The sequence below is a fragment of the Paludisphaera sp. genome (assembly GCF_037189885.1).
Classification (GTDB): Bacteria; Planctomycetota; Planctomycetia; order Isosphaerales; family Isosphaeraceae; genus Paludisphaera.
The window spans coordinates 78,837-100,729 of the sequence record NZ_JBBCIR010000023.1 but is presented as its reverse complement, the minus strand read 5'-3'; the positions used below and the strand labels follow the sequence as shown (position 1 = coordinate 100,729).

The 21,893-nt window shown below is 72.1% G+C and carries 17 protein-coding genes; 8 read left to right on the top strand and 9 right to left on the bottom strand.

Translation table 11 applies throughout. From position 1 onward, the window contains the following. The first annotated feature begins 43 nt into the window (after positions 1 to 43). Positions 44 to 1,531 carry a hypothetical protein gene (locus WG209_RS09335; RefSeq protein ID WP_337174757.1) on the top strand — a complete coding sequence of 496 codons (1,488 nt, stop codon included), beginning with the start codon at positions 44 to 46 and terminating at the stop codon, positions 1,529 to 1,531. 15 nt (positions 1,532 to 1,546) lie between these two features. Here the strand turns inward: WG209_RS09335 and WG209_RS09330 are convergent, their stop codons facing one another. Together WG209_RS09330 and WG209_RS09325 are read right to left on the bottom strand one after the other, a co-directional pair. Beyond that, a complete protein-coding gene (locus WG209_RS09330; protein ID WP_337174756.1) occupies positions 1,547 to 2,401 on the bottom strand; it encodes a hypothetical protein in 855 nt (284 codons plus the stop codon). A 261-nt stretch (positions 2,402 to 2,662) separates the two neighbouring features. After that, positions 2,663 to 3,142, bottom strand: coding sequence for a hypothetical protein (locus WG209_RS09325; protein ID WP_337174755.1), 480 nt, complete (start codon positions 3,140 to 3,142; stop codon positions 2,663 to 2,665). Between the two features lie 328 nt (positions 3,143 to 3,470). Between WG209_RS09325 and WG209_RS09320 the strand changes: the two genes are divergently transcribed. From WG209_RS09320 to WG209_RS09310, 3 genes are all read left to right on the top strand, one after another. Then, complete coding sequence (locus tag WG209_RS09320) at positions 3,471 to 4,304, top strand: hypothetical protein (RefSeq protein WP_337174754.1); 834 nt, start codon at positions 3,471 to 3,473, stop codon at positions 4,302 to 4,304. Between the two features lie 63 nt (positions 4,305 to 4,367). Beyond that, entirely contained in the window at positions 4,368 to 5,315 is a 948-nt protein-coding gene (locus tag WG209_RS09315; RefSeq protein ID WP_337174753.1) for a hypothetical protein, read from the top strand. Between the two features lie 111 nt (positions 5,316 to 5,426). After that, positions 5,427 to 6,659: a DUF362 domain-containing protein gene (locus WG209_RS09310; RefSeq protein WP_337174752.1), complete on the top strand. Its 1,233-nt coding sequence runs from the start codon at positions 5,427 to 5,429 to the stop codon at positions 6,657 to 6,659. Here WG209_RS09310 and WG209_RS09305 read toward each other — a convergent pair. From WG209_RS09305 to WG209_RS09280, 6 genes are all read right to left on the bottom strand, one after another. Then, positions 6,649 to 7,575, bottom strand: coding sequence for a VWA domain-containing protein (locus WG209_RS09305; RefSeq protein ID WP_337174751.1), 927 nt, complete (start codon positions 7,573 to 7,575; stop codon positions 6,649 to 6,651). The two genes, WG209_RS09310 and WG209_RS09305, sit on opposite strands and share 11 nt — an antisense overlap. A 293-nt stretch (positions 7,576 to 7,868) precedes the next feature. Further along, positions 7,869 to 9,317 (bottom strand): FHA domain-containing protein, encoded by a 1,449-nt coding sequence (locus WG209_RS09300; RefSeq protein ID WP_337174750.1) that lies wholly within the window; start codon positions 9,315 to 9,317, stop codon positions 7,869 to 7,871. Positions 9,318 to 9,323: 6 nt separating this feature from the next. After that, on the bottom strand, positions 9,324 to 10,226 hold the full coding sequence (locus tag WG209_RS09295; RefSeq protein ID WP_337174749.1) for an FHA domain-containing protein: 903 nt from the start codon (positions 10,224 to 10,226) through the stop codon (positions 9,324 to 9,326). Further along, positions 10,223 to 12,298 (bottom strand): Hsp70 family protein, encoded by a 2,076-nt coding sequence (locus WG209_RS09290; RefSeq protein ID WP_337174748.1) that lies wholly within the window; start codon positions 12,296 to 12,298, stop codon positions 10,223 to 10,225. The genes WG209_RS09295 and WG209_RS09290 overlap by 4 nt, the downstream gene beginning before the upstream one ends. A 4-nt stretch (positions 12,299 to 12,302) precedes the next feature. Further along, positions 12,303 to 12,974: a Uma2 family endonuclease gene (locus WG209_RS09285; protein ID WP_337174747.1), complete on the bottom strand. Its 672-nt coding sequence runs from the start codon at positions 12,972 to 12,974 to the stop codon at positions 12,303 to 12,305. 22 nt (positions 12,975 to 12,996) lie between these two features. Then, complete coding sequence (locus tag WG209_RS09280) at positions 12,997 to 14,676, bottom strand: Hsp70 family protein (RefSeq protein WP_337174746.1); 1,680 nt, start codon at positions 14,674 to 14,676, stop codon at positions 12,997 to 12,999. A 216-nt stretch (positions 14,677 to 14,892) separates the two neighbouring features. Here WG209_RS09280 and WG209_RS09275 point away from each other — a divergent pair, with 216 nt between their 5' ends. Beyond that, a complete protein-coding gene (locus WG209_RS09275; RefSeq protein WP_337174745.1) occupies positions 14,893 to 15,822 on the top strand; it encodes a Uma2 family endonuclease in 930 nt (309 codons plus the stop codon). A 183-nt stretch (positions 15,823 to 16,005) separates the two neighbouring features. Continuing rightward, positions 16,006 to 17,784, top strand: coding sequence for a phosphoenolpyruvate--protein phosphotransferase (gene ptsP, locus WG209_RS09270; protein WP_337174744.1), 1,779 nt, complete (start codon positions 16,006 to 16,008; stop codon positions 17,782 to 17,784). Here the strand turns inward: ptsP and WG209_RS09265 are convergent. After that, positions 17,775 to 18,149 carry a hypothetical protein gene (locus WG209_RS09265; protein WP_337174743.1) on the bottom strand — a complete coding sequence of 125 codons (375 nt, stop codon included), beginning with the start codon at positions 18,147 to 18,149 and terminating at the stop codon, positions 17,775 to 17,777. The two genes, ptsP and WG209_RS09265, sit on opposite strands and share 10 nt — an antisense overlap. A 173-nt stretch (positions 18,150 to 18,322) precedes the next feature. On the opposite strand from WG209_RS09265, the gene WG209_RS09260 reads away from it, so the two are divergent. Together WG209_RS09260 and WG209_RS09255 are read left to right on the top strand one after the other, a co-directional pair. Next, complete coding sequence (locus WG209_RS09260; RefSeq protein WP_337174742.1) at positions 18,323 to 18,739, top strand: NIPSNAP family protein; 417 nt, start codon at positions 18,323 to 18,325, stop codon at positions 18,737 to 18,739. A 29-nt stretch (positions 18,740 to 18,768) separates the two neighbouring features. Then, entirely contained in the window at positions 18,769 to 20,862 is a 2,094-nt protein-coding gene (locus WG209_RS09255) for a hypothetical protein (RefSeq protein WP_337174741.1), read from the top strand. Positions 20,863 to 21,893 lie beyond the last annotated feature (1,031 nt).

Sequence of the window (21,893 nt, the reverse complement as noted above, 5' to 3'; positions counted from 1 at the left end):
GGTAATGGCGAGGATTTGTCGCGCCCAGGGATGGGGAGGGGTCATGAATCGGTCGATGTGGGCCTGGACGTTCGGCCTCGTCGTCGCGTCGACGGCGGCGGCCGTGGAGCCTGGGACGAGCCCCGCGTTGCGCCCGCTGGCGCTGGGGGCCGTGGAGCGGCTGGAAGGCGATCGCGGCCTTTTCGGTGTCTTCGTCCCCACCCGCTTCGGCGGCGTGCTGACGGTCTCGGCCTCCTCGGGGGCGGTCGGGCCGATCGAGGGGCCCGACGGCCGGACGACCGCGAGCGGCGAGGACGTCGGCGCCGACGCGCCGGGGTGGTACACCTTCGAGGTCGTCGGGGCCGAGCCGGGGGCCGAGGTCTCCGCCGCCTTCGTCCAGGAAGGGCGGAGCGCCCGCAAGCCCTGGAACTTCTACTACTGGCCCACCAAGGCCGACTCGATCCACGAGCCCTGGGCCGAGGGCAACGGCGTCGTCGACGTGACGGCGGTCATGGGGGACGACGTCCTGGCGGCGCCCCCCGGGGCGGCGATCGAGCCGGGCCGCGACATCGTCCGCGCCGGCCCCAACGGCCTGCTGGAGACCCACGTCCCGCCGGGCGACACGTCGACGTGGTTCCCAAACCTGTTCGACGCCGCCACGTTCCAGGGGGCCGACGGCCAGGTCTTCGAAACCCCCTGCCCGCTCCTGAAGTACGACATGCTCTTCGGGACCCCGTCCCGGGCGTGGGAGGCGGAGCACGACCAGAGCCAGGGCGAGGCGCGCTGGCTGGGGCATTGCCTGGGGGGGGCCGTGGCCTCCATCATGCTGAACGAGCCGGTCCCCTCGCCGGAGAGCGGCCTCACGAGCGACGAATTGAAGGGCCTATGGGCGGAACTCGGCGAGGACGCGACGAACCATCGGATCGGCGAGCACGTCGTCGACATCCCCGCCGGGCCTCCGGTCCCCGGGCCCGATCCCTGCGACCCGTTCGTCGCGCCGGTGCATCGGCTGCTGGAGGACAAACTCGTCGGGCTGGGCCGCCCGCTGCTGGGGAACCTGCGCGCGTTCCCGCCGCGAGGCACGACGGGCGAGGTCTGGAACCACGGCGTCGGCCGGTTCACGGCGAGCTACTCGGGCGTGGCGGGGCGAGACCCCCGGATCGTGCGCGTCGACGTCGAGATCGAGGCCAACTCGGGCTCCAGCCTCAACGGCGAGGGGGACGAGCCCCGCGTGGCGCGGTACGCCTACACCCTCGCCTACGATCGCGACGGCCGCGTGGACCTGGCCCGCCCCGACGCCTGCGACTGGATCGCCGTCGACGGCGACGCCCTCTTCGCGCCCCTGAACCTCATGGAGGTCGAGGCGACCCGATGGGTCGGCCGGAACCCCTACGTCACCGAGGCCAACGTCCGGTCGATCGACCTGGCGAACGGCGGCGGCGGGGGCGTTCCGCCACGGTACGTCCCCCAGCCGCCTCGCGTCCCGATCGCCGCGATCCCCCCGGCCGAGCCCTCGCGAGGCGGCCTGATGCGCTGGCTCGGCCGGCGTTGATCGGAGCCTCCGCCGTCAGAGGACCTTCTCGCCGGGGCCCTTCGGCCTCGCGGCCCCTCCACCGTCGTCGGGCGGGTTCGGTCCGTCCGGTTCCGGTTCCGGTTCGGAGTCGGGGGCTGGCTCGGGCACCGGGGGCTTCGGCGTGTCATCGTCCGGGTCGGGCTTGGGCGTGGGAGGATTCGGCTTGGGCTTGGGGGGCTTGGGCCGGGGCTTCGGCGGCTTCGGGGAGGCGTCGCCGATCTCGATCCGGATGATGTCGACGTCCGGCGGGACCACGACGGTGACGGTCCTGCCGTGGCCCGGCCGGTCGGGCCTCCTGGCTTCGCCGCCGTCGTTCGGCGTCGGGGCGGCTTCACGCTCGCCGATGTACCGGGCGACGATCATTTCGAGGACCCGAAGCTCGCGCTCGGTGGGCTCGAGCCTCGTCGCGTTCCGGTACATGATCGTCGCCAGTTCCAGGCCGACGCGCATCCCGTATTTCCGGGCGGCGTTGCCGAGGTTCTGGTAGATGTGGGCGGCCAGCATCCGGCTGTTCAGCAGCGCCGAGTAGTCGGCGATCGGCGCCATCTGGGCGTAGCCGTCGCAATCGTCGAGCAGGCCTCCCGGCGACGACGGGACGGCGGCCGGTGACTGGTGGGGATAGCTCGAGGTTCCCCACGCCGCGGGGGTTGCCTGGTAGGGATAGACCGCGACCGGGGCGAGGACCGGGAAGACCGGCGCCATACCCGGCTGTGCGACCCCCCAGGTCTGATAGGTCGCGCAGGCCGAGCAAGACGCGAGGCCATGCCAGCAGCCGGCCGACGCCTGGCCGCATGCGACCAGCGGCCCGACGATCGCGGCCGACTTCAAGAGACGCGCTACGTGACTCAAGGTGAATCTCCCAGGGGCATGACCACCCGAGATCGACGCTGGTCGCCGTTTCTTAGGCAGTTTTTCCATGCTGCCTAATCGTTTCACTTTTCCAGCCATTTTCAAGTCGGGCCCCTGAAAAAGCGAGATCGACGCGGCCCATGGGGCAAGGGGCTTCGTCCAAGGCCGGACCCGGGATGCCGGCGAGGCGTTCGAAACGCGAACCGCCCCGCCGGTGGGACGCGGCGGGGCGGCCGGAAATCTCGCGGCGGCGGGCCCGCCTCACTGCTGGCCGGAGGGGCCGGCCGGGGGCCGTTGCGGGCTGGGTGGGGCGTAGCTCGGGGCCATCGGGGGCGCATAGCTGGGTGCCATCGGAGGGGCGTAGCTCGGGACCATCGGCGGGGCGTATGCCGGCGCCATCGGCGGGGCGTAGGCCGTGGGGGCGAGCGGGGCCGCAAAGTAGGCCGGTGCCGGCGCGGCGTAATAAACCGGGGTCGCCGGGGCGAAGTAAACCGGCGTCGGCACCGGGGCGGCGACGGGGAAGGCGAACGGGACCGCCGCGGCGACGGGGGCGGCGACCGGGGCGGCGACCGCCGCGGGGGGATGGCCGTGGACCACGGTCTTCGTCGTGGTCTTGCTGTAATAGGTGTGGAACAGCTTGTCGAGGCCCGCGGCGCTCGCGGGGGAGGCGGCCGAGAGCGCCCCGAGGACCGCCAGGCAGAGCCCCGCGCGGGCGGCCGGGAATCGGCGACTACGGATCATTTCTGCAAGCCTCCGTTCGGGATGCGACGCGAGGCGTCCCGCCCCTCCGTGGGGGGGCCCGGCGCGTGACCGCGGATTTTGAGATTAAATTTACACGATGAATCGGGGCGCCCCCGCCGCGAGCCGGGACGAATCCCAAGAAGGCGGGGCCGGCCGGGACGGATGGCGCGGGGGGCGAGCTTTATCGGGATGGCGCGGTTTTCCCCAAGTCGCGGGCCGGGACGGTCGATCCAGATGGATGTCTTCTTATGCCGGGCTTCGAAGCGGCGGCCGGACGGCCACGCGGCGGCGGCTCGGACTTCCTTCCGGGGGGGCCGCGATGACTCTTATGGGACGCAACGCGGGCCGGGCCGCCCGACGCGCCTGGGGGGCTCGCGTCCTTTCGCTGGCGATCCTGCTCGCGCCGGCCGGGGCGCGAGGCGACGATCCGCCGACGCCGAGAACGCGTCCGGCCGCCTCCCCGGCTCGGCGCGAGGCGGCGGCGCCTCGCGCGGACGCGGGGGACGATCAGATCGGCCTGGTCGGGCGACGGATCACCCTCAACGCCGGGTCCAGCACCCCTCGGGACGCCACCTTCAAGTGGTTCCTCCTCTCCGGGCCGAAGGTCGACCAGTCCACGCAGGACGGGTGCTACTACTCGTTCACGCCGACGACCGTGGGGACGTATCGCTTCGGCCTGGTGGTCGCCGCGTGCCGCGGGGAGGTCGCGGTCATCTCCGACATCGACGAGGTCGTCGTCACCGTCGGCGAGGTCCCGGCCGGCGTCCTCGGCGGGGGCGTCCCGGCCCCGACGACCGCCGCCATCGACCGGATGCTCCAGGGGCCCGGCGCGGCGGCCGGCCGGGCGACGCTGGAGCAGGCGGCCGTCGCGTTCGAGTCCGTCGCGGCCAGGGCACCTCTATACGCCAGTTTCTCGGACCTCAGCGCGGAGTTGATGCGGCGGCTGGACGTCGTGATCCCCGCGGACCCGAATTGGCGGCGCTACTGGTCGGAGGCGATCTTCGCCCCGCTGACGGATCACGTCGTGGTCGAGATGCGTCGCGAGGGCCTGGACCTGAGTGGCCCCCAGGGGCGGGACCAGCCGCTCGACAAGGCCCATCAGGAACATCTCCAGCGACTGTTCGCCTCCTACGCCCAGGAATTTCGGGCGCGCGCCCGCTGATCGCCCCGCGGGGGCGGTTGTCCGGACGATCATGTTTTCGAGTGTCGATGAGGAGTGCTCGCCATGGATGGGCGGAAACGAACGACCCCGGGCCGTCCACCGGCCCTGCCCCTGGCCCTGGCCCTGGCGGTCGTGGCGATCTCGGTCTCGGCGTCGGCGTGCTTCGGGCAGGCGTCGTCGGGCCAACCGCGATCGGAGCGCGTCGAGATCCCGCCGCCCGCCTCGCGGGCGAGCCGGCCGGACCCCGCGGTCGATCGGGCGGGGTACGATTTCGCCCAGGCGTCCTCGCAGCGGCCGTCGACCCCGCCGGCCCAGGAGCCCCCGGCGCAGCCGCCGGCCCTCGCGCCGCCCGCGGCTCCTCCCGCCTATCCGGGGTACGCCCCCGGGTATCCTCCGGCCTATCCGACGCCTTATCCGGCCGCGCCCCCATACGCGATGATGGTCCCCTACGCCCCGCCCCCGGCGGCCCCCCCCGCCCCGGCGGCGCCCGGGAATTTCTTCCTGCCGACTGCGCCGCCGGCCTACGCCGCCCCCCCCGCCGCGTACATGGCCCCGCCGGCGTACATGGCGCCGCCGGCCTACATGGCGGCCCCCGCGCCCCAGCCCGCCGTGGCCGCCGGCGTCGGCGTGACCGGGACTTCCGTGTCGGTCCCGACGTCCAGCACGAAGACGACCGTGGAGGTGAAGGGGCCGAGCCTGCTCGCCGCCGGCCTCGCCAGGGTTGGCGACCGGCTCTCCCAACTCGGCCGGACGCGAATCCGGACCGTCCAGGAGACGGTCATCCACAGCCCAGCGTCGCAGACCCACGGCGGCACGGCCACGATCGCCACGATGGGCCTCGCGCCGGCCGCTCCCCCGCCGTCGCTCGCGCCGCCGGCCGCGCCTCCCGCCACGCCGCCGGCCGCGCCGCCCCCCGCGGAGCAGGTCCCGCCGACGCCGATCCCTTCGCCCCAGGGCCCTTCGTCGCAGCGCGAGCATTCATTGTTGAGGCACTTCAACGGGCGGAATTGACGACGAGACGCGGTGGACTTCGCCCCACGGGTCGGCTTATCCTGGACCGCCGACGCCCATCTCGATCAGCCTCCGGCGCCTCCTCACCTCAATTCCAAGGACGAGAGCCCGATGAGCGACCGATATCCGTGCGGGACGTTGAAGCGACGCGGATTCCTGGGGGCGGCGGCCGTCGCGGCGGCGTCGCCCTGGATCGTCGGCGGGTCGGCCCGGGGGGATGGCCCCGCGGCGACGGCCGGCGCGACGGCCCACGGGCCGAAGGTCGAGCCGAGCAAGTTCGACCTCCCCGGCCTCTACCCCGGGCGCGTCGTCGAGGTCCGAAACCAGGCCATGATCCACAAGGGCCGGAAGGACCGCGACGCCATCAAGGCGAGCCTCGACCGCGGGCTGACCTCGCTCACCGGCGCCGACGACGCCGTCGAGGCGTGGAAGACCTTCTTCGAACCGGGAGACGTCGTCGGGATCAAGGTGGTCCCCAACGGCTACCCCCACGCCTTCTCCTCGCACGAGCTGGTGCTGGAGACCATCGAGGGCCTGAAGGCCGCCGGCGTGAAGACGAAGGACATCTTCGTCTTCGAGCGGTTCCGCTCCGAGATGGTCACGGCGCGCTATCAGGACGTCCTCCCGGCCGACGTCCGCTGGGGCGGCCTCACGGCGACCGGCGCCCCGCAGATCCAGATGGAGTTCGAGGGCTTCAAGGACGACCCCATCGCCGGGTACGACCGCGACGCCTACGTCCAGATGGACCTGGTCCACTACGGCGAGGACCCCAAGGACGACCGCCAGTACCGGTCGCACCTGGGCAGGCTGCTGACGAAGACGGTCAACAAGGTGGTGTCGATCCCCTGCCTGAAGGACCATGCCTCCGCCGGCGTGACCGGGGCGCTGAAGAACATCAGCCACGGCTCGGTGAACAACGTGGCGCGGTCGCACGCCAACAGCTTCACCAACGCCTGCGGCCAGTTCATCCCCCAGGTCGTCGCCCATCCGACCCTGCGGTCGAAGTTCGTCCTCCAGATCATGGACGGCGTGCGCGGGATCTACCACGGCGGGCCGATGTCGCGAGAGGACGGCCGCTGGTCGTGGGACAACAACGCCCTGCTCTTCGCGACCGACCCGGTGGCGCTGGACCACGTCGAGCTGCGGCTGATCGACGCCAAGCGGAAGCTGGAGGGGCTGCCGGTCGTCGCCGCCTCGGGCAAGGCCACCTCCGACCCGACCGGCGTGGAGGGCTTCGACATCCGCCACCCGCAGCACATCGCCCTGGCCGGCACGCTGGGCCTGGGGACCTATCTGCTGGAAGGCAAGGGCACGCTGGTCAAGCATGACCTGATCACGATCTGACGCCCGATCCACGCCCGAGCCGCGACGGCAGGGCCGCCAGCGCGGCGAGGCCCGCGGCGAGGGCCAGGAACAGCGGGGACCAGCCGCCGGCCGGCACGACCATGCCGGGGATGAAGACGGCGGTGGTCCCGGCCTTCCGGCTCGGCTTGTAGAAGACCTCCACCGGGCGCAGGGTGCCGTCGGGGATGCGGCGGTCGCTCTGGTACGCCAGCGAGTAGCCGGCGCCGATGCGCTCGGCGATGGCCTCGTAGACCTTGCGCAATTCCTCGGACTTCCGCGCCGGGTAATACTCGGCGCGGGTGGCCCGCGCCAGCGCCTTCAGCTCGGCCACGGCGATCTCGCGCTCGTCGCCCAGGCCGAGGGTATAGATGGGGAGGCCCAGCTCGCGCGCCCGCGCGGCGACGTCCTCCAGCGCGGTCGTGCTGTGGGTGTCCTGGCCGTCGGTCAGCGCGATGATCGCGCGGCGGCCGCGCTGCTTCGCGAGCAGGTCGACGGCCTCGGCGACGGCGTCGTGGAAGCGCGTGGGGCCGTCGGCGAACAGCTCGTCGACGGTCGCGCGGATCTTCCGCCGGTCGGTGGTGAACGGCTGGGCGAGTTCCACCTGGGCGCTGAACGAGACCACGGCGACCTTCGACCCGCGCGGCATCCGCTCCACGAACCGCGCCACGGCCCCCTTGAGCGATTCGAGCCGCTCCTCCACGTTCATGCTGCCGCTGCGGTCGACGACCAGGACGATCGTGGTCGGGACTTCCTCGGTGGCGACGGGAGCCTGGAACTCCAGGATCGGCCGCTCCGAGCCCTCCTCGGTGACGCGGAAATCCTCGCGCTTCGCGTCGCGGACGAACGTCCCGTCCTCGCGCCTCAGCTCGAACTGCACGCCGATGCGCGGGAAGTCGTCCTGGCTCGTCCCGGTCACGACGACGGAGAGGTCGTCGGCCGCGGGCGGAGCCTCCTGGGCGCGCGCGGGGGGGGGGACCGAGACCGCCAGCGCGAGGAATGCGATGCGCCATAGTGTGAAGATAGCCCTTCTCCCCTGGTGGGAGAAGGTGCCCCGGAGGGGCGGATGAGGGGGACGCGACCGAAGGCCGACGGCTTCAAAGCCCCCGCGGGCGGCGGGACGCGGCGCCGGTCGCCCCCCCGTCCGGCCTTCGGCCACCTTCTCCCACGAGGGGAGAAGGATGCTAGTCGTTGATCTTTCCCAGTCTCGCGTCATCCTTCGCCCCCTCTCGCCGGGAAGACGACCAGCGACGCGACGGCCAGCCCGAACCCCAGCGCCAGCGCCGAGACGGCCGGGGAGCCGAAGACCCCCTCGACGCTCTGGATCGTCGCGAAGACGAGCGCCGAGGCCAGCAGCGCGACGACCGCGCCGGCGAACGCCGAGGCGAAGGCGTCGCGAAAGCCCCCCCGCATGCCGGCCCCCCAGCCGACCACCAGCCCGGCGAGCGTTGGCAGCGTCGCGGCGCCGGCCAGCTTCAAGGCCCCCCCCGGCGTTACGTAGGGCAAGCTCGCCCCCAGCCCGACCAGCCCCCGGATCGCCAGGACGACGAGCGGGAAGAGCCAGAGCCGTCGCCATCCAGAGACGCCCGAGAGCCCCGCGCCGATGGGCTCGGCCGGCGACCATCCGGGGGGGGCATCGGTCGGCCCGTTCGGGATCGTCTCGACCCGCGGGCGCTCCACGCGCACGGGGACGCGCCTGGTGACGCCCCCCGCGCTCACGACCACCGCGCCGAGGTCGACCCCCGCGGAGCCCTCGGGGGGCTCGATCTCCACGACGTACTCGGCCTCGTCGATGATCGGGCCGACGGGCTCGCGAGCCACGCGGATCGCGCCGGCGAAGCCGGGGGCGGGCTCGATCGCGATGACGGGCCGGAGCAGGCGATGGCCGACGTTCGCCACGCGGAACGGCCGCCGCGTCACGCCCCCCGCCGCGCCCGCGGAGACCGTCAGCTCCGCGGCGAGGACGTCCAGCTCCGGCCCGCTCGGCATCGTCGTCGGCAGGCGGCCGAGCCAGTCGTCGAGCACGTCGTCGGGCGACCAGCCGGGTTCGCGACGCGGGAGCAGGTCGCTTCGGCCCTGCCGCCTCAGGTGCTCGCCGATACGCCCGGCCGCCAGGTCGTCCCGGACCATCGCCCAGCGCTGGGCCGAGAGCGTCAGGAAATCGTCCCAGGTCCGGCACGTCGCGCCGTCGGCGAATGAGTAGGGCGCGGCGAGCGGGCCGGTCCGCGCGACGGGCGGAGGAGGCGGGGAGGGTTTCGGGGGCGGGGCGGCCGATTTCGGCGGGGCGGCCGGCCTCTTCTCGGCGGGGGGCTCCGCCGCTTCGGCCCGCACGACGAGCTGGACGGCGCCGACCTGGATCACGTCGCCGGGGGCGAGGACTCGCTCCTGATTCGTGAATAGGCGTTGGCGATTGACGAACGTGCCGCCGGGACTGTCGAGATCCCGGATCGCGAGACGCTCCCCGGCGTTCGCGACGACGGCCTGCCTCGCGGCCATCCGGCGCGGGGTGTCCCCCTCCTGGTCTCCCAGGCTGAGATGGGCCTTGGTCCAGGGGGCGTTGCCGATGGTGGTCTCGCCGCGGTCGAGCGGATACCGCCGGCCGGGCTCTCGGCCCCTGGCGATCTCCAGGCTCCATCGCGTGTTGGTCGCGGTCACGGGCATGGTTCGCTACCGCCGTCGGAAGATCATGGAAGTCTTGCCAAGCTCGATCCGGTCGCCGTCCGAGAGGCGGGTCTCGCTCGGGGCGCCGCGGCCGTTGACGCGGGTCGCGCCGGAGCGCGAGATGTCGCGAAGGACGTAGGCGTCGCCCCGGCGGACGATCTCCGCGTGCGACCGCTCGACGGCCGAGTCGCCGAAGATGCCGACGTCGGCGCGCTCGTCCAGCCCGAGCCGGCAGACGGAACGAGCGAGCAGATAGATCCGACCCTCCTGCCGACCGCTGGCGACCTGGACCCACGCCCGGCGCAACGCCTGCTCCACCAGCGCCAGGAACAGCCCCAGCCCCGCGCCCAGGATCACGATCCCCAGCGCCTGGCTCAGTCCGAAGCGGTTCCCCAGCGCGACGCGCAGGGCCTCGAAGCACAGGCCGCCGACGAACCCGCCGAGGGCCCCGCCGATCAGCCCGTATAACAGCCTCTGAAACGAGCGGTCGGCGATCCCCTGCCCCAGCCCGATCCCCAGGCCGAGCACCGCCCACGACGAGGCGCGGCCGATCAGCCCCCCCTGGAAGTAGCCGATGACCAACTCGCCGAGGACCAGGCCGACGGCCCCGCCGACGGCCGACGCGGGCGTGGCGCGGGCGGTCGCCAGCGCGGCGCGACGCCACGAGCCGTCGCGGAGCGGGCCCCAGGCGTTGAGCAGGAAGCCGGTCGCCCCGCCGATGATCGCTCCGGCCAGAGCGTCGCGCGTGTAGACCGATTTCGCGTCGACCGTCTCGACGTACAGGTAGAGCCCGAAGAGCGCCCCGAGCGCGCCGGCGATCGCCAGGTCGTAGGCCTGGCGGACGCTCGCGGCGAGGCGGCCGGGGGAGGGGCGACGCGTCGAAGGTTGCGGTTCGGCCGTCGTGCTCATCGGTCGATGATCCGCATCGAGCGGCCCCCCTCGGCGATGACGCGGGCGATGTGGCCGAAGGTCTGGACCAGCTCGCCGCCGTGGACGAAGATCGACGCGGCCTCGCCGCTGGCGAGCCGGGCGAGGTATTCGGAGTCGGCGGCGCCCATGCCGATCGCGACCACCTCGATCCCCTGCCGCTTCGCCGCCTCGGCCTGCTCGACGGCCGCCTCGGCGGCGTCGGGGAAGCCGTCGGTCAGCAGGACGATGTAACGCCTGGCGTCGTCGGCCACCAGCGCGCCGCGGGCCATCTCCAGGGCGTCGGCCAGGGCCGTGCTCCCCTCGGCCTCCAGGCGGTGGATCGCCGCGGAGAGCCGCCGGGCGTTGTTCGTCAGCCCGCATTGCATCGCGACGTGCGACGCGAACGAGATCAGGCCGACCTCCATCCTGGTGAAGTCGCAGCGGTCGAGGAACTCGCGCGCGGCGTTCTGGGCCTCGGCCAGCGGCTCGCCCATCATGCTGGAGGAGCCGTCGATCAGGAGCATGACGCGCGTCTTGCCGGCGGCGACCTCCTCCGCCGCCCGGGGAGGCTCGGCGAGCCACGACAGGTCGTCGGGGACCGGCTCCACGGTCATCTTCAGGCGATGGCCGCTGTCGCGCTGGACGGCGCGCACCTGGACCACGCCGTCGGCGTCGTAGGAGAGGCCCACGTCCACGGCCACCTCGGCGTCGGTCGCGGCGATCCCCTCGAAGGCGTACTTGCCCAGGATCGCGCAGTCCAGCGGCGCGGCGCTCTCCCCCTGGGTCAGGTAGACTTCCAGTCGCGTGTTCGCGCCTCCATGCGTCGCGTGCATGTAGGAGCGGACCTGGTCGGCCGGGATGGGGACGTTGCGGCGGATGACGACGTCGTTGACGTAGGACTTGCCGTCGGCCGAGACGGCGACCACGCCCAGGCTGTGGGACATGACGTCCACGACCCTGCGCGGCGGCGGGGCCGAGCCGAGTGTGAACGTCGGCCGGGCGTCGCCGATCTCCTCGCCGGCCTCCGTCGCGGCCTGGACCGCCGCGCCCAGCGCGACGACCTCGTCGACGTTCACGCCGGCGCGCGGCGGCTTGCCGGCCATGTCCGCGACGTACGAGCGGACCATCGGCATGCGGGTCGACCCGCCGACGAGCAGCACGCCGTCGAGCCGACGCCAGTCGAGCCCCGCCTCCGCGAGCGCCTCCTCGGTGAGCCGGCGGGTCCGGTCCATGAGCGGCGCGGTCATGGCCTCGAACTCGCCGCGGGAGATCTCGAAGGTCTTCCGATGCGTACCGAGCTGGAGCGTCACACGCGCCGAGGACCGCTCGGAGAGCGTCCACTTGGCCTGCTCGCCGCGGACCAGAACCTCGTTCAGGGCGACGGGGTCGTCCAGCGGGTCGTGGCCGGTCTCCTCGGCGAACTTCTCGGCGAGGTAGGTGGCGATGCGGTCGTCCCAGTTCTTGCCGCCGAGGTCGTGATCGCCGGCCGTGGAGAGGACGGCGACGTCGCCGGGGGAGATCCGCGCGACCGTCACGTCGAACGTGCCGCCCCCCAGGTCGTAGACGAGTACCGTCTCCTCGACGTCGGCCGAGCGGTTCAGGCCGTAGGCGAGGGCGGCGGCCGTCGGCTCGTTGATGATCCGCATCACGCGGAGCCCGGCGGCCTCTCCCGCGGCGATCGTCGCCTTGCGCTGGGCGTCGCCGAAGTAGGCCGGCACCGTGATGACGGCGCGGTCGACCACCTCGCCCATCGCGGCCTCGGCGTCCTCCTTCAGCCGCTTCAGGACCAGCGCCGAAAGGTCGGCGGCCGAGTATGTCTTGCCGTGGAACTCCAGCTGATAGAGCGGGTTCCCCATGTGGGGCTTGAAGAAGCTGGCGATCTCGGCGTCGCCCAGCCGGGCCCACTCCTTGGCCTCCTCGCCGATGGCCGGCGGGTCGGTCCCGAAGTAGATCACCGAGGGCGTGATGTTCGCCCCCTCGCGATTCGGCACGACCTCCGGCCGCCCGTAGGCGTTCCGCCGCGCCACGGCCGAATTCGTCGTCCCCAGGTCGATCCCCACGAACGCGGCCATCGGTTCAGCCCTCCCTCGGGGCGGGGATCGTCTTCAGGAGCCAGTCGCGGAATTCGCGCGTCCAGGCGGTGTCGTCGCCCATGTTGTACCGCATGAGAAACCGCGTCATCTCCGCGATGGGGGCCGAGGGGAGGACGACGCTCGCGGCGACGGGCCGATAGGCGTCGCCATCCAGCCGGAGTACCCGCAACGCCTCGCCGTCGAACCGCCAGACCTCCGGGATCTTCAGACCGGCGTGGATGCCCAGGCGGAAGGCGGAATCGCTGGTCACGTCGATCTCGACGGCGAGATCCGGCGGCGGGTCGACGTCCAGGTCGACGCGGCCCCAGTCGGCGACCCTCGCGGCGTTCGCGAGGTAATAGCACTGGTCCGGTTCGATCCCCCTCAGGACCGCCTCGCTCCGGAAGGTCGTCGACCCGGCCGCGACGATCCGGATCCCCCACTCCAGCGTCATGACGTCGATCATCCGGCCGATCAGCATCTTGTACCGTTCGTGGAGCGAGAGCGGCGTCATGAGTTCGAGCGTCCCGCGATCGTACGAGAGGCGGAGGGGCTGGTCCTTGAACAGGTCGAGGAGCGCCTCGTACTGGTCCCAGGAGACGCCCGCGAGGACGATGCGACCCTCGGCCCCGCGAGTGCCGGCCGCCGGCCTCGATCGTTCCACGGTCGTCGGCATGATCATTCCTCCGTGTTCGGCCTCAAGACACCGACAGCATCCGCAGCGCGGTGGAGCGCTCGGCGACGGCCTCGGAGTCGGAGACGGCCTCGGTCTGGAACTCGACGTCGATGGCGCCGCCGGCGGTCAGGTCGACGGCCGTGACGTTGAGACGGCCGTCGCGGGTGATGGCGAACTTCACGCGGATCGGGCTGCGCGCGGGGAGGCGTTCGGGGAGGTGAAGCGTCGCCAGGCCGACCTCCTGGCAGTCGGCCGGGTCGGGGCTGTCGCGCTCGCCGGACATCACCCGGATGTCGACGGCCGCCTGGCCCTCGGCGTCGGTGCCGAAGTCGGTCGACCGCTCGAAGGGGACCTCGCTGTTGCGCGGCAGGAGGTAGACGACGACCTCCTTGCGGTCGGCGTCGATCGCCACCACGCCCAGGCTCTTGGACAGGACGTTGACGATCTTCGTGCCGACCAGCTCGCGGACCGGGCCGGTGAGCGTGAAGCCGAGTTGGCCTTCCAGGCGGTCGAGCGCCTCGGCGACCTCGGCCTCGGAGACCTCGGACAGGTCGATCGGCCCGTTCTCCCCGTTGATCACCGCGGCCCCTTCCTCGGACCCGGCGAGGATGTCTCGCACCCCTTCCTGGAGCGACTCCTTCAGCCCGTAGAGCGCCGCGCCCTTGGCGACGGCCTCGTCGGGGTCGTAGGACTCGGGCTCGACGCCGAACTCGGCGACGACGCGGTCGCGCACCTGGGGCATGCGGGTGGCGCCGCCGACGAGGACGATCTTGTCGAACGCCTCGTGCCCCTTGGCCCGGGCGTCGTCCAGCATCTCGCGGGTCAGCTCGATCGTGCGGTCGAGGAGGTGGCGGGTGATCTCCTCGAACTTCGCGCGGTCCAGCTCGACGCGGGCCTGCTTGCCGGCGTGGGTCACGCGGAACGGGGCCTTCTCGCGCTGGGTGAGCGTCTTCTTGCCGCGCTCGGCCTGGAGCGCCAGGTCGTTGAGCACCTCGGGGTCGTCCAGCGGGTCGGACTCCTCGCCGGTCTGCTCGCGGAACTGCTCGGCCAGGTACATCACGACCGCCTCGTCCCAGAGCGCGCCGCCGAGGCGGTGGTCGCCGCCGGTGCAGACGACGCGGATGAGCCGGTCCTTGATCTCGATCATGGTGACGTCGAAGGTGCCGCCGCCGAGGTCGTAGACCAGCACCGTCTGGTCGGCCCCCTGCTCCAGCCCGTAGGCGACCGCCGCGGCGGTGGGCTCGTTGAGGATCGCCCGGACGTTCAGCCCGGCGAGCCTGCCGGCGTTGGCGGTGGCCTCGCGCTCCGGGGTGCCGAAGTACGCCGGGCAGGTGATGACGACGTCGGTGATCGGCTCCCCCAGCGCGATCTCGGCGTCGCCGACGACCTTGCGGAGGATGAACGAGGAGACGTCCTCGGCGTTGTAGGTCCGGCCCTCGTGCTCGAACACGAAGTTCGGGTCGCCCATGTGCTGCTTGACCCGCGAGACGACGCGGTGGGGCTCCACCTTGGCGGATTCCTTGGCGGTGTCGCCGACGATGACGGCGTCGCCGTCGAACAGGACGACCGACGGGGTGATCCGCTCGCTCTCCTGGTTCGGCACCACGACCGCCTTGCCGTGCTCGTCGACGTACGAGATCACGGAGTAGGTCGTCCCCAGGTCGATCCCGAAGACGCGCTTCAAACCCTCGGCCTGAGACATGGCTGCGCTCCGCGTTGGCGTCCGGGGCCGGCGACGGTCGAGGCGACCGCCCCCGCGTGATTTCGTCGTCGGCGCGCGTTTCTTCAAACGCCCAACCATTATTAGTATCGCGCCGGCGGCCGGAAAGCGCCCCGGCCGTCGGCCTGGATCTCCGGCCCGGCCCGTGCTAGAACTTGGTGGACGTTTGAATCGACACGACGCGCGGGGGAACTTGTCATGAGCACCGCCCGGCACGATCGGCGGGAATCGAGCCCGATCCCGCTGCTGGACCCGCCGTTCTGGGACGCCTACGACCCGAACTTCCCCGACAGCGACGGGCGCCCCATGGCGGACAACCAGACGCAATACAAGTGGATGGTGACCATCGCCGAGGGGCTGGACGACCTCTATCGCGATCGGCTCGACGTCCTGGTCGCCTGCGACCTCCTCTGGTACTTCGACCCGGACGACCGCCGCCGCTGCTGCGCGCCCGACGTGTTCGTGGCGTTCGGCCGACCCAAGGCGCCGCGGCACTCCTACAAGGAATGGCTGGAGGGCCACGCGCCCCAGGTCGTCTTCGAGATCCACTCGCCCAGCAACACCCCGGCGGAGATGGGCCGCAAGCTCCGGCTGTACGACGGGCGCGGCGTCGAGGAGTATTACTACTACTTCCCCGAGGAGGCGGCGGGCCAGTTCGACGGCTGGCGGCGCGGCCCCGGCGGCCTGGAGCCGATCGCCTCGACCGACGGCTGGACCAGCCCGCGGCTGGGCGTGACGTTCGAGGCGCCGCCGGTCGACAACGCCCTGGTCCTGCGTCGGCCCGACGGCGAGGCGTTCCAGCACGTCCAGGACATCATGAAGGACCGCCGCGCGATGCGCCGGCTCGCCCGGGTCGAGCGCCGGCGGCGCAGGGCGGAACAGGGACTCCGCGAGGAGGCCGAGAGCCGACGCGCGGAATCCGAGCGTTTGGCGCGGGACGAGCGGCTCCGCCGCGAGGAGTCCGACCGGCTCCGCGAGGAGTCCGACCGGCTCCGCGAGGAGGCCGTCCGCGCCGCCGACGACGAGCGCCGCCGTCGCGAGGCGGCCGAGGCCGAGGCCCGCCGGGCGCGGGATCGGGCCGAGCGGATGGCCGCCAGACTTCGCGAGATGGGGCTGGAGGAGGACTGACCCCCGGGCGCATGCCTCTGGACGATCGGGCCGGGAATCCCTAACCTAGAGCCTGTTCCGGTTGTGAGTCCTTGCTTGTGCGCCTTGTTTGGCGTGTGGGTGGGCTCGGAGACTCGTCGGTGGTGGGTGCTCAGACGGTTTCGGGCGACGGGTCCACATCAAGACGATAGGGCGAATTCGTCCATGCATAAAGGCATCGGTGTCAGCCCTGGCGTGGTGGTGGGGGTCGCGTATCGCGTCGAGTCCGTGCTCGGCTCCGGCGAGCCCCGGACGCTGGACGACCCGGCCCGGGTGCCGGCCGAGGTGGCCCGGTTCGACCGGGCGGTGGAGGAGGCGACGGCCGAGCTGGAGACGTTCATCGAGCGGGTGGCGCTCGAACTGGGGGCGTCCGCGGCCGAGATCTTCAAGTCGCACCTCCAGATCGTCAGGGACCCCGAGCTGACGGCGAAGGTCCACGCGGCCATCGAGACGCGGCGGCTGACCGCGCTCTCGGCGCTCCAGGACGTGATGAACGCCTACGCGGCCCAGTTCGCCCGCATCGACCACGAATACTTCCGCGAGCGCGTCACCGACGTCCGCGACGTCATGACCCGGATCGGCTCCCACCTGACCCGCGAGCCCGAGGCGACCGGGTGCGACGACTGCGTCACCGACTCCCGCCACGGCGAGGAAGAGCCGGTGATCCTGGTGGCGCACGAGATCCTCCCCAGCCAGGCGATGAGCCTGGGGGACCTGCCGATCGCCGGGATCGTCACCGAGATCGGCGGCTCCACCAGCCACGCCGCCATCCTCGCCCGCAGCCGCGGCATCCCGGCCGTCTCCGGCGTCGAGGGGGTGATGGAGAACGTCGCGGCCGGCGACCTCATGATCGTCGACGGCCGCGAGGGGCTCGTCATCGTCCGCCCCGACCGCGAGGCCACCGCCGCGTATCGCAAGGTCCAGCGCGAGTTCTTCCACTACAAGGACAGCCTGATCGCCAACCGCGACCAGCCCGCGGTGAGCTGCGACGGCACCCGGGTCGAGCTGCTGGCGAACATCAACAACCTCTCCGACGCCCAGGCCGCCGAGTCCGTCGGCGCCACCGGCGTCGGGCTGTTCCGCACCGAATACCTCTTCCTCACCCACCACGACGTCCCGGGCGAGGAGGAGCAGTACGAGTATTACCGCCAGATCGTCCAGAACTCCCCCGGCAAGTCGGCCGTCATCCGCACGCTGGACCTCGGCGGCGACAAGACCGTCCCGTACCTCGGCCGGCGCAACGAGCCGAACCCGTTCATGGGATGGCGCTCGATCCGCATCTTCTTCGAGAACCCCAAGCTCCTCGTCACCCAGATCCGCGCCATCCTCCGCGCGGGGAGGCATGGCAAGATCTCCATGCTCTTCCCCATGATCACCACGGTGGAGGAGCTGCTGAAGCTCAACCAGATGGTCAAGGAGGCCAAGGCGAACCTCCGGCGCGAGGGGGTGCCGTTCGCCGAGGACGTCAAGACCGGCGTGATGGTCGAGGTCCCCGCCGCGGCCGTCTGCATCGACGCCCTGCTGCGCCACACGGATTTCATCTCGATCGGCTCCAACGACCTGATCCAGTACCTCGTCGCCGCCGACCGCGACAACCCCAAGGTGGCCCACCTCTGCGAGCCCCTGAGCCCCTCCATCTTCCGCGTCATCCACATGGTGCTGGAGGCCTGCCAGCGCACGGGGACCCCCGTGACCGTCTGCGGCGAGATGGCCGGCCAGGCGCGCGCGGCCCTGGTCCTCTTCGGCATGGGGCTGCGGCGATTCAGCATGAGCCCGGCCTTCATCCCCCAGGTGAAGGCCCTGCTCGCCTCCGTGACCACCGCCCAGGCCGAGCGGTTCGCCCATCACGTCCTGCAGCTCTCCTCCAGCGAGGAGATCCGGGAGTACCTGTCCGACCGGCTTCGCGAGGTCTCCAGCATGCTGGAGGCGATCGACTACGCCTGACCCGCCCCCTCGCGCCAGCCCAGGGCCCGGGCGATGGCGAAGCAGGCGATCGGCGCGAGGTTGATCAGCGGCAGGGCGAGCGACCCGCGATAGCCGATCGCCAGGAAGAACGCCGCCGTCGTCGCGACGGTCGCGATCGCCCCCGGCCCCTCCCGGAAGATCATCGTCGCCAGGCCGAGGAGCATCGCCAGGTGGAGCGCCTGCGCGAACCACGTCGCCGGCGGCGGCCAGCCGGCCTCCGGGGCGATGAACCATTCGCCGAGGTGCTCGACGAAGAAGACCCCCCAGAACGCGAACAGCAGGGCCGCCAGCCCCTTCCCGAGCCAGACGAACCCCCAAGCCTCATCGCCCGTCGTCGCGCGCATGGCCGGCCTCCCGAGTTCGGCGATTCCCTCCGCCTTCCCCGATCACCCATGGTCGAATCGCCGCCGCGCGTGCCACCCCGCGCCCCTTGAGCCGCCCCGGCCTCCGTGCTACAACGTCGGACGGATGTCGTCGCGGGTTCGCGACGGCCGATTACGCCGGAGGAACCCCCCCGATGCGCGTCGCCCTCGTCCTCTCCGTCGCCCTGCTGGGCCTCGCCGTCACGATCGCCGCCCCCGCCCGCGACGCCCGGCCCGCCCGCGTCTTCGAGCTGCGGACGTATCACACCCCGGACGGCAAGCTCGTCGACCTCCACAAGCGGTTCCGCGACCACACGTGCGCCCTGCTGACGAAGCACGGCGCGGAGCTGGTCGGCTTCTGGACCCCGACCGACGAGAAGGACGGCAAGGATCGGACGCTCGTCTACCTCGTCGCGTACCCCAGCCGCGAGGCCGCCACGGCGACCTGGCAGGCCTTCCGCGACGACCCCGAATGGAAGCGCGCCAAGGCCGAGAGCGAGGTCGACGGCCCTCTGACCGAGAAGGTCGAATCCGTTTACCTCGAACCGACCGACTACAGCGCGATGAGGTGACAGGCAGGGGCCCCGATCGGAGGCTCGTCATGTCCGACCCCGGGTCGCCGCCGATCCGCCGCTTCCCCGAACTCCCCGCGCTGGCGATCGCCGCGTGGGCGACGTGGCTGGGATGGCTGGGACTCATGCTCGCGATGACGGCCGCGGGGCCGTGGCACCCTCACTTCTTCCCGGCGACGGCCACGCTCGGCCTCTTCCTCGTCGCCTGGCTGGCGGTCGTCATCGGCGGTATCTGGCGGCTGGCCCGGGGGCCGGATCGGCCCCGCGCGGCGACGTGGCTCCTGCTGGGCGTCGCGCCAGGGCTGATCTTCGCGGCCCACGGCATGTACGGGCTGCGGCTCAACGCCAGCCGGCTCCTCGTGCTGGACGCGGCGATCAGGCCGCTGGTCCCGCTGGGCGCGTCGCTCATGGACCTGGAGGCCCGCCTGCGCTACCCGGAATGGACCGAGGGGGCGACCGTCGTCATGATCGCCGAGCCCTCGCCAATCGCGAGGGATCAGGTGGCCGCGATGGACGAGCACGTCCGGGCTCTCCGCGCCCGGCTCGGCGGCCGATCGAGCGGGCGGAAGATCCACTGGGTCCGCGGCCCGCTGCTGGGGGCCGACGGCCGCGCCGCGCTCGGGATCGGCATGGGGAGCCGCGCCGGCGAGGCCGGCGCGGAGGACGACCCGCTCGCCCACGTCGACCGCCACGAGGTCGCGCATTGCGTCCTGAACGACTTCGTCCCCGCCCTGACAATCGACCCCCCCGCGCTGCTCATCGAAGGCTGGGCCGAGGCCAATGCCGGCCGGTCGCGCGGGGACGTCCGGCGTCAGGTCTGGAGGATGCGGGAGGATGGCGAGGAGCGGTCGCTCCGGTCGCTCGTCGGCCCCGCCTGGTATCACGCCCACGCCGGCGCCGTCTATCCGCAAGGGGCGATCCTGGTCGACCACATCCTCGACGCCCACGGCCCCGAGAAGTTCCTGGAACTCTACCGGACGTGCCGGCCCGCGACCTTCGAGGCCGACTGCCGCCGCGTGCTGGGCGTGGGGCTCGACGAACTCGACGCCGCCTGTCGCGCCGAGGTCGACCGCGCGGCGCCGTCGGAGCCGGACCTCGTCGCGGCCCTCGCCGCGCTGGAACCGGGCCCGGACGTCGACGCGGCGGCGTGGGCATCGTTCGTCGGCGAGTTCCTCGCCGGGGCCGAGCGATCGAACCGGGCCCACGACCAGGCCCGCGTGGCCTCGGAGATGGAGTGGTCGGCGAGGCATCCGACGGAGGGCCCCGCGCGGGGGAAGGTCCGGTGGACCTATCTGCATTCAGAGCCGTTCCACGCCGTCGTGGTCGAGGAGTCGGGGACCAAGGAGGGGGACGTCTGGTCGACTCCCCCGGGGCCGTCGCGGTGGTCCGCCTGGTCCGCCACGCCCGGGCGATCGTTCCGCGCGACTCGCGAGGCGCCCGGGGAACCCTGGGTGCTCGATGAATATCGCGACGCCACGGCCGAGGCCGCGTACAGCCGCGCCCGCGCCGAGGCCGAGCGCCACGGCCCCCCCGACCCGACGCCGGGGGTGAGCGTCCTTCAAAGGACCCAGCGTCCCGACTTCGCGGCGAGGCTGAGCGTGACGGAGCTTGTGACGTCCCCGGGGCCCGGCGGGCGCCGCGCGCGGCTCCGCCTGGAGTACGAAGCCGTCGGCGAGCCCGAGGCCCCGGAATCGTTCGAGTGCGTGTTCGACGCCGACCGCGGCATGGCGGCGCTCTCGGAAGTCTGTCGCTTCAAGGACGGCGGCGAGACGAAGACCAGCTACCGCCATGATGACGGCGACCCTCCCCTGCTCCGCTCATGGAGGCTGACCGCCGTCGGGCCGGGCCGGAACGATCGGGTCGTCGACTGGAGCGTGATCGATCGACGGCTCGGCCCAATCCCGGAGGAGGCGTTCGCGCCGGAGGCCCTTCTCGACGGCCCCGTCGTCGCGAGCACGTCGTCGGACGCGCCGTGGACCGACCCGGAGACCTTCGCCGACTGGTATCCCGCGCCGCTTGCGGCCGGGGTCGCGGCGGCCCTGGCCGGTACGGCGCTCGGCCTCCTCGGGGGATTCCGCCGACCGGGGGCGTGCCCGAGTCCTGGACGGACGGAGGCCGCGTGATCCGACATGAGACGTGAGATCGGCCGACGGGTCGCGTCCGGAGAATAATCGAGATTCCTGAAATCCCGCCGCGACCGCCGCCGACCATGCAGGCGTTCGATGACTGTGCTCCTTGACATCCCGGAAGCAGATGAGCCCCAGGGGGCCCGGGCGATCGCATGCTGTCTCCCGGATCCTCCCCCGCCGGCCTGACGGCCCGACATCGTTTCGTCGACGGCTCCATGGACGCGCTCCCCCTTCTCCCCTGGTGGTGCTCTGTCGAAAACCCCGGGGAGGGCGACGACACGCCTCCCTTCTCCCCTCGCGGGAGAAGGTGCCCCGGAGGGGCGGATGAGGGGGCGCGTGACCGGATGCTCTCTCGACGCCCCCCTCATCCGGCCTTCGGCCATCTTCTCCCGCGAGGGGAGAAGGGAGGCGTGTTCGCGCGGCCGTCGCGGAAAAAGTGTCGGGCCGCCAGTCCCCCGGGAGAGGGCCGCCGCGCCAGAGGCGGGCGTGGATCGACGCCGCATGGAGATACCGCCGGGCGCGTGTCGTGAGCCACCGCGAACCCCGAAACCCGACGACCCCCGTCCGGCCCTCCGGGCACATTCTCCCGACGGGCGAAGGGACGCGCGTTTCACGCTGGCTGGGCGAGAAAACCACTTCGAACACGACGAACGAAGCCAACTCGATTCCGACGCATATGCTTGGTCCGCTTGATCTTGAATGCGTCATCACGAGAGGCGCGGCGCGCGAACGAACCCAACTCCGCGCGGCATCCTCCGCCCTCGCGATCGTCGCGTCGGACAGGGTCGATCGGCGTCGGCCGTCGGGACGTGCCGCGCGATCCCGGAGGCTGGTCCGTCGCGGGATTCGCGGGTGGGCCGCCGAAATCGAAAGGCATGCCCCCGATCGGTGCTGAGTTGAACCCGGAGCGGGTCGATGATAGGCTTGGGTGGTCCGGTGCCCACGCCGCGACGCGCGGCCAGGCGACCCGGATCGAGGCCCTCGCGGGCCCTCGCTCGCCACCACGGAGCGCCGGGATCGAGGCG

What these genes read in the sequence shown, in the direction of transcription:
- WG209_RS09275 (WP_337174745.1), top strand. Translation starts at nt 14,893, where the DNA reads ATGAGCACCGCCCGGCACGATCGGCGGGAATCGAGCCCGATCCCGCTG.
- WG209_RS09320 (WP_337174754.1), top strand. Translation starts at nt 3,471, where the DNA reads ATGGGACGCAACGCGGGCCGGGCCGCCCGACGCGCCTGGGGGGCTCGC.
- WG209_RS09290 (WP_337174748.1), bottom strand. Translation starts at nt 12,298, where the DNA reads ATGGCCGCGTTCGTGGGGATCGACCTGGGGACGACGAATTCGGCCGTG.
- WG209_RS09265 (WP_337174743.1), bottom strand. Translation starts at nt 18,149, where the DNA reads ATGCGCGCGACGACGGGCGATGAGGCTTGGGGGTTCGTCTGGCTCGGG.
- WG209_RS09300 (WP_337174750.1), bottom strand. Translation starts at nt 9,317, where the DNA reads ATGCCCGTGACCGCGACCAACACGCGATGGAGCCTGGAGATCGCCAGG.
- WG209_RS09310 (WP_337174752.1), top strand. Translation starts at nt 5,427, where the DNA reads ATGAGCGACCGATATCCGTGCGGGACGTTGAAGCGACGCGGATTCCTG.
- WG209_RS09325 (WP_337174755.1), bottom strand. Translation starts at nt 3,142, where the DNA reads ATGATCCGTAGTCGCCGATTCCCGGCCGCCCGCGCGGGGCTCTGCCTG.
- WG209_RS09285 (WP_337174747.1), bottom strand. Translation starts at nt 12,974, where the DNA reads ATGCCGACGACCGTGGAACGATCGAGGCCGGCGGCCGGCACTCGCGGG.
- WG209_RS09335 (WP_337174757.1), top strand. Translation starts at nt 44, where the DNA reads ATGAATCGGTCGATGTGGGCCTGGACGTTCGGCCTCGTCGTCGCGTCG.
- WG209_RS09280 (WP_337174746.1), bottom strand. Translation starts at nt 14,676, where the DNA reads ATGTCTCAGGCCGAGGGTTTGAAGCGCGTCTTCGGGATCGACCTGGGG.
- WG209_RS09295 (WP_337174749.1), bottom strand. Translation starts at nt 10,226, where the DNA reads ATGAGCACGACGGCCGAACCGCAACCTTCGACGCGTCGCCCCTCCCCC.
- WG209_RS09260 (WP_337174742.1), top strand. Translation starts at nt 18,323, where the DNA reads ATGCGCGTCGCCCTCGTCCTCTCCGTCGCCCTGCTGGGCCTCGCCGTC.
- WG209_RS09315 (WP_337174753.1), top strand. Translation starts at nt 4,368, where the DNA reads ATGGATGGGCGGAAACGAACGACCCCGGGCCGTCCACCGGCCCTGCCC.
- ptsP (WP_337174744.1), top strand. Translation starts at nt 16,006, where the DNA reads ATGCATAAAGGCATCGGTGTCAGCCCTGGCGTGGTGGTGGGGGTCGCG.
- WG209_RS09255 (WP_337174741.1), top strand. Translation starts at nt 18,769, where the DNA reads ATGTCCGACCCCGGGTCGCCGCCGATCCGCCGCTTCCCCGAACTCCCC.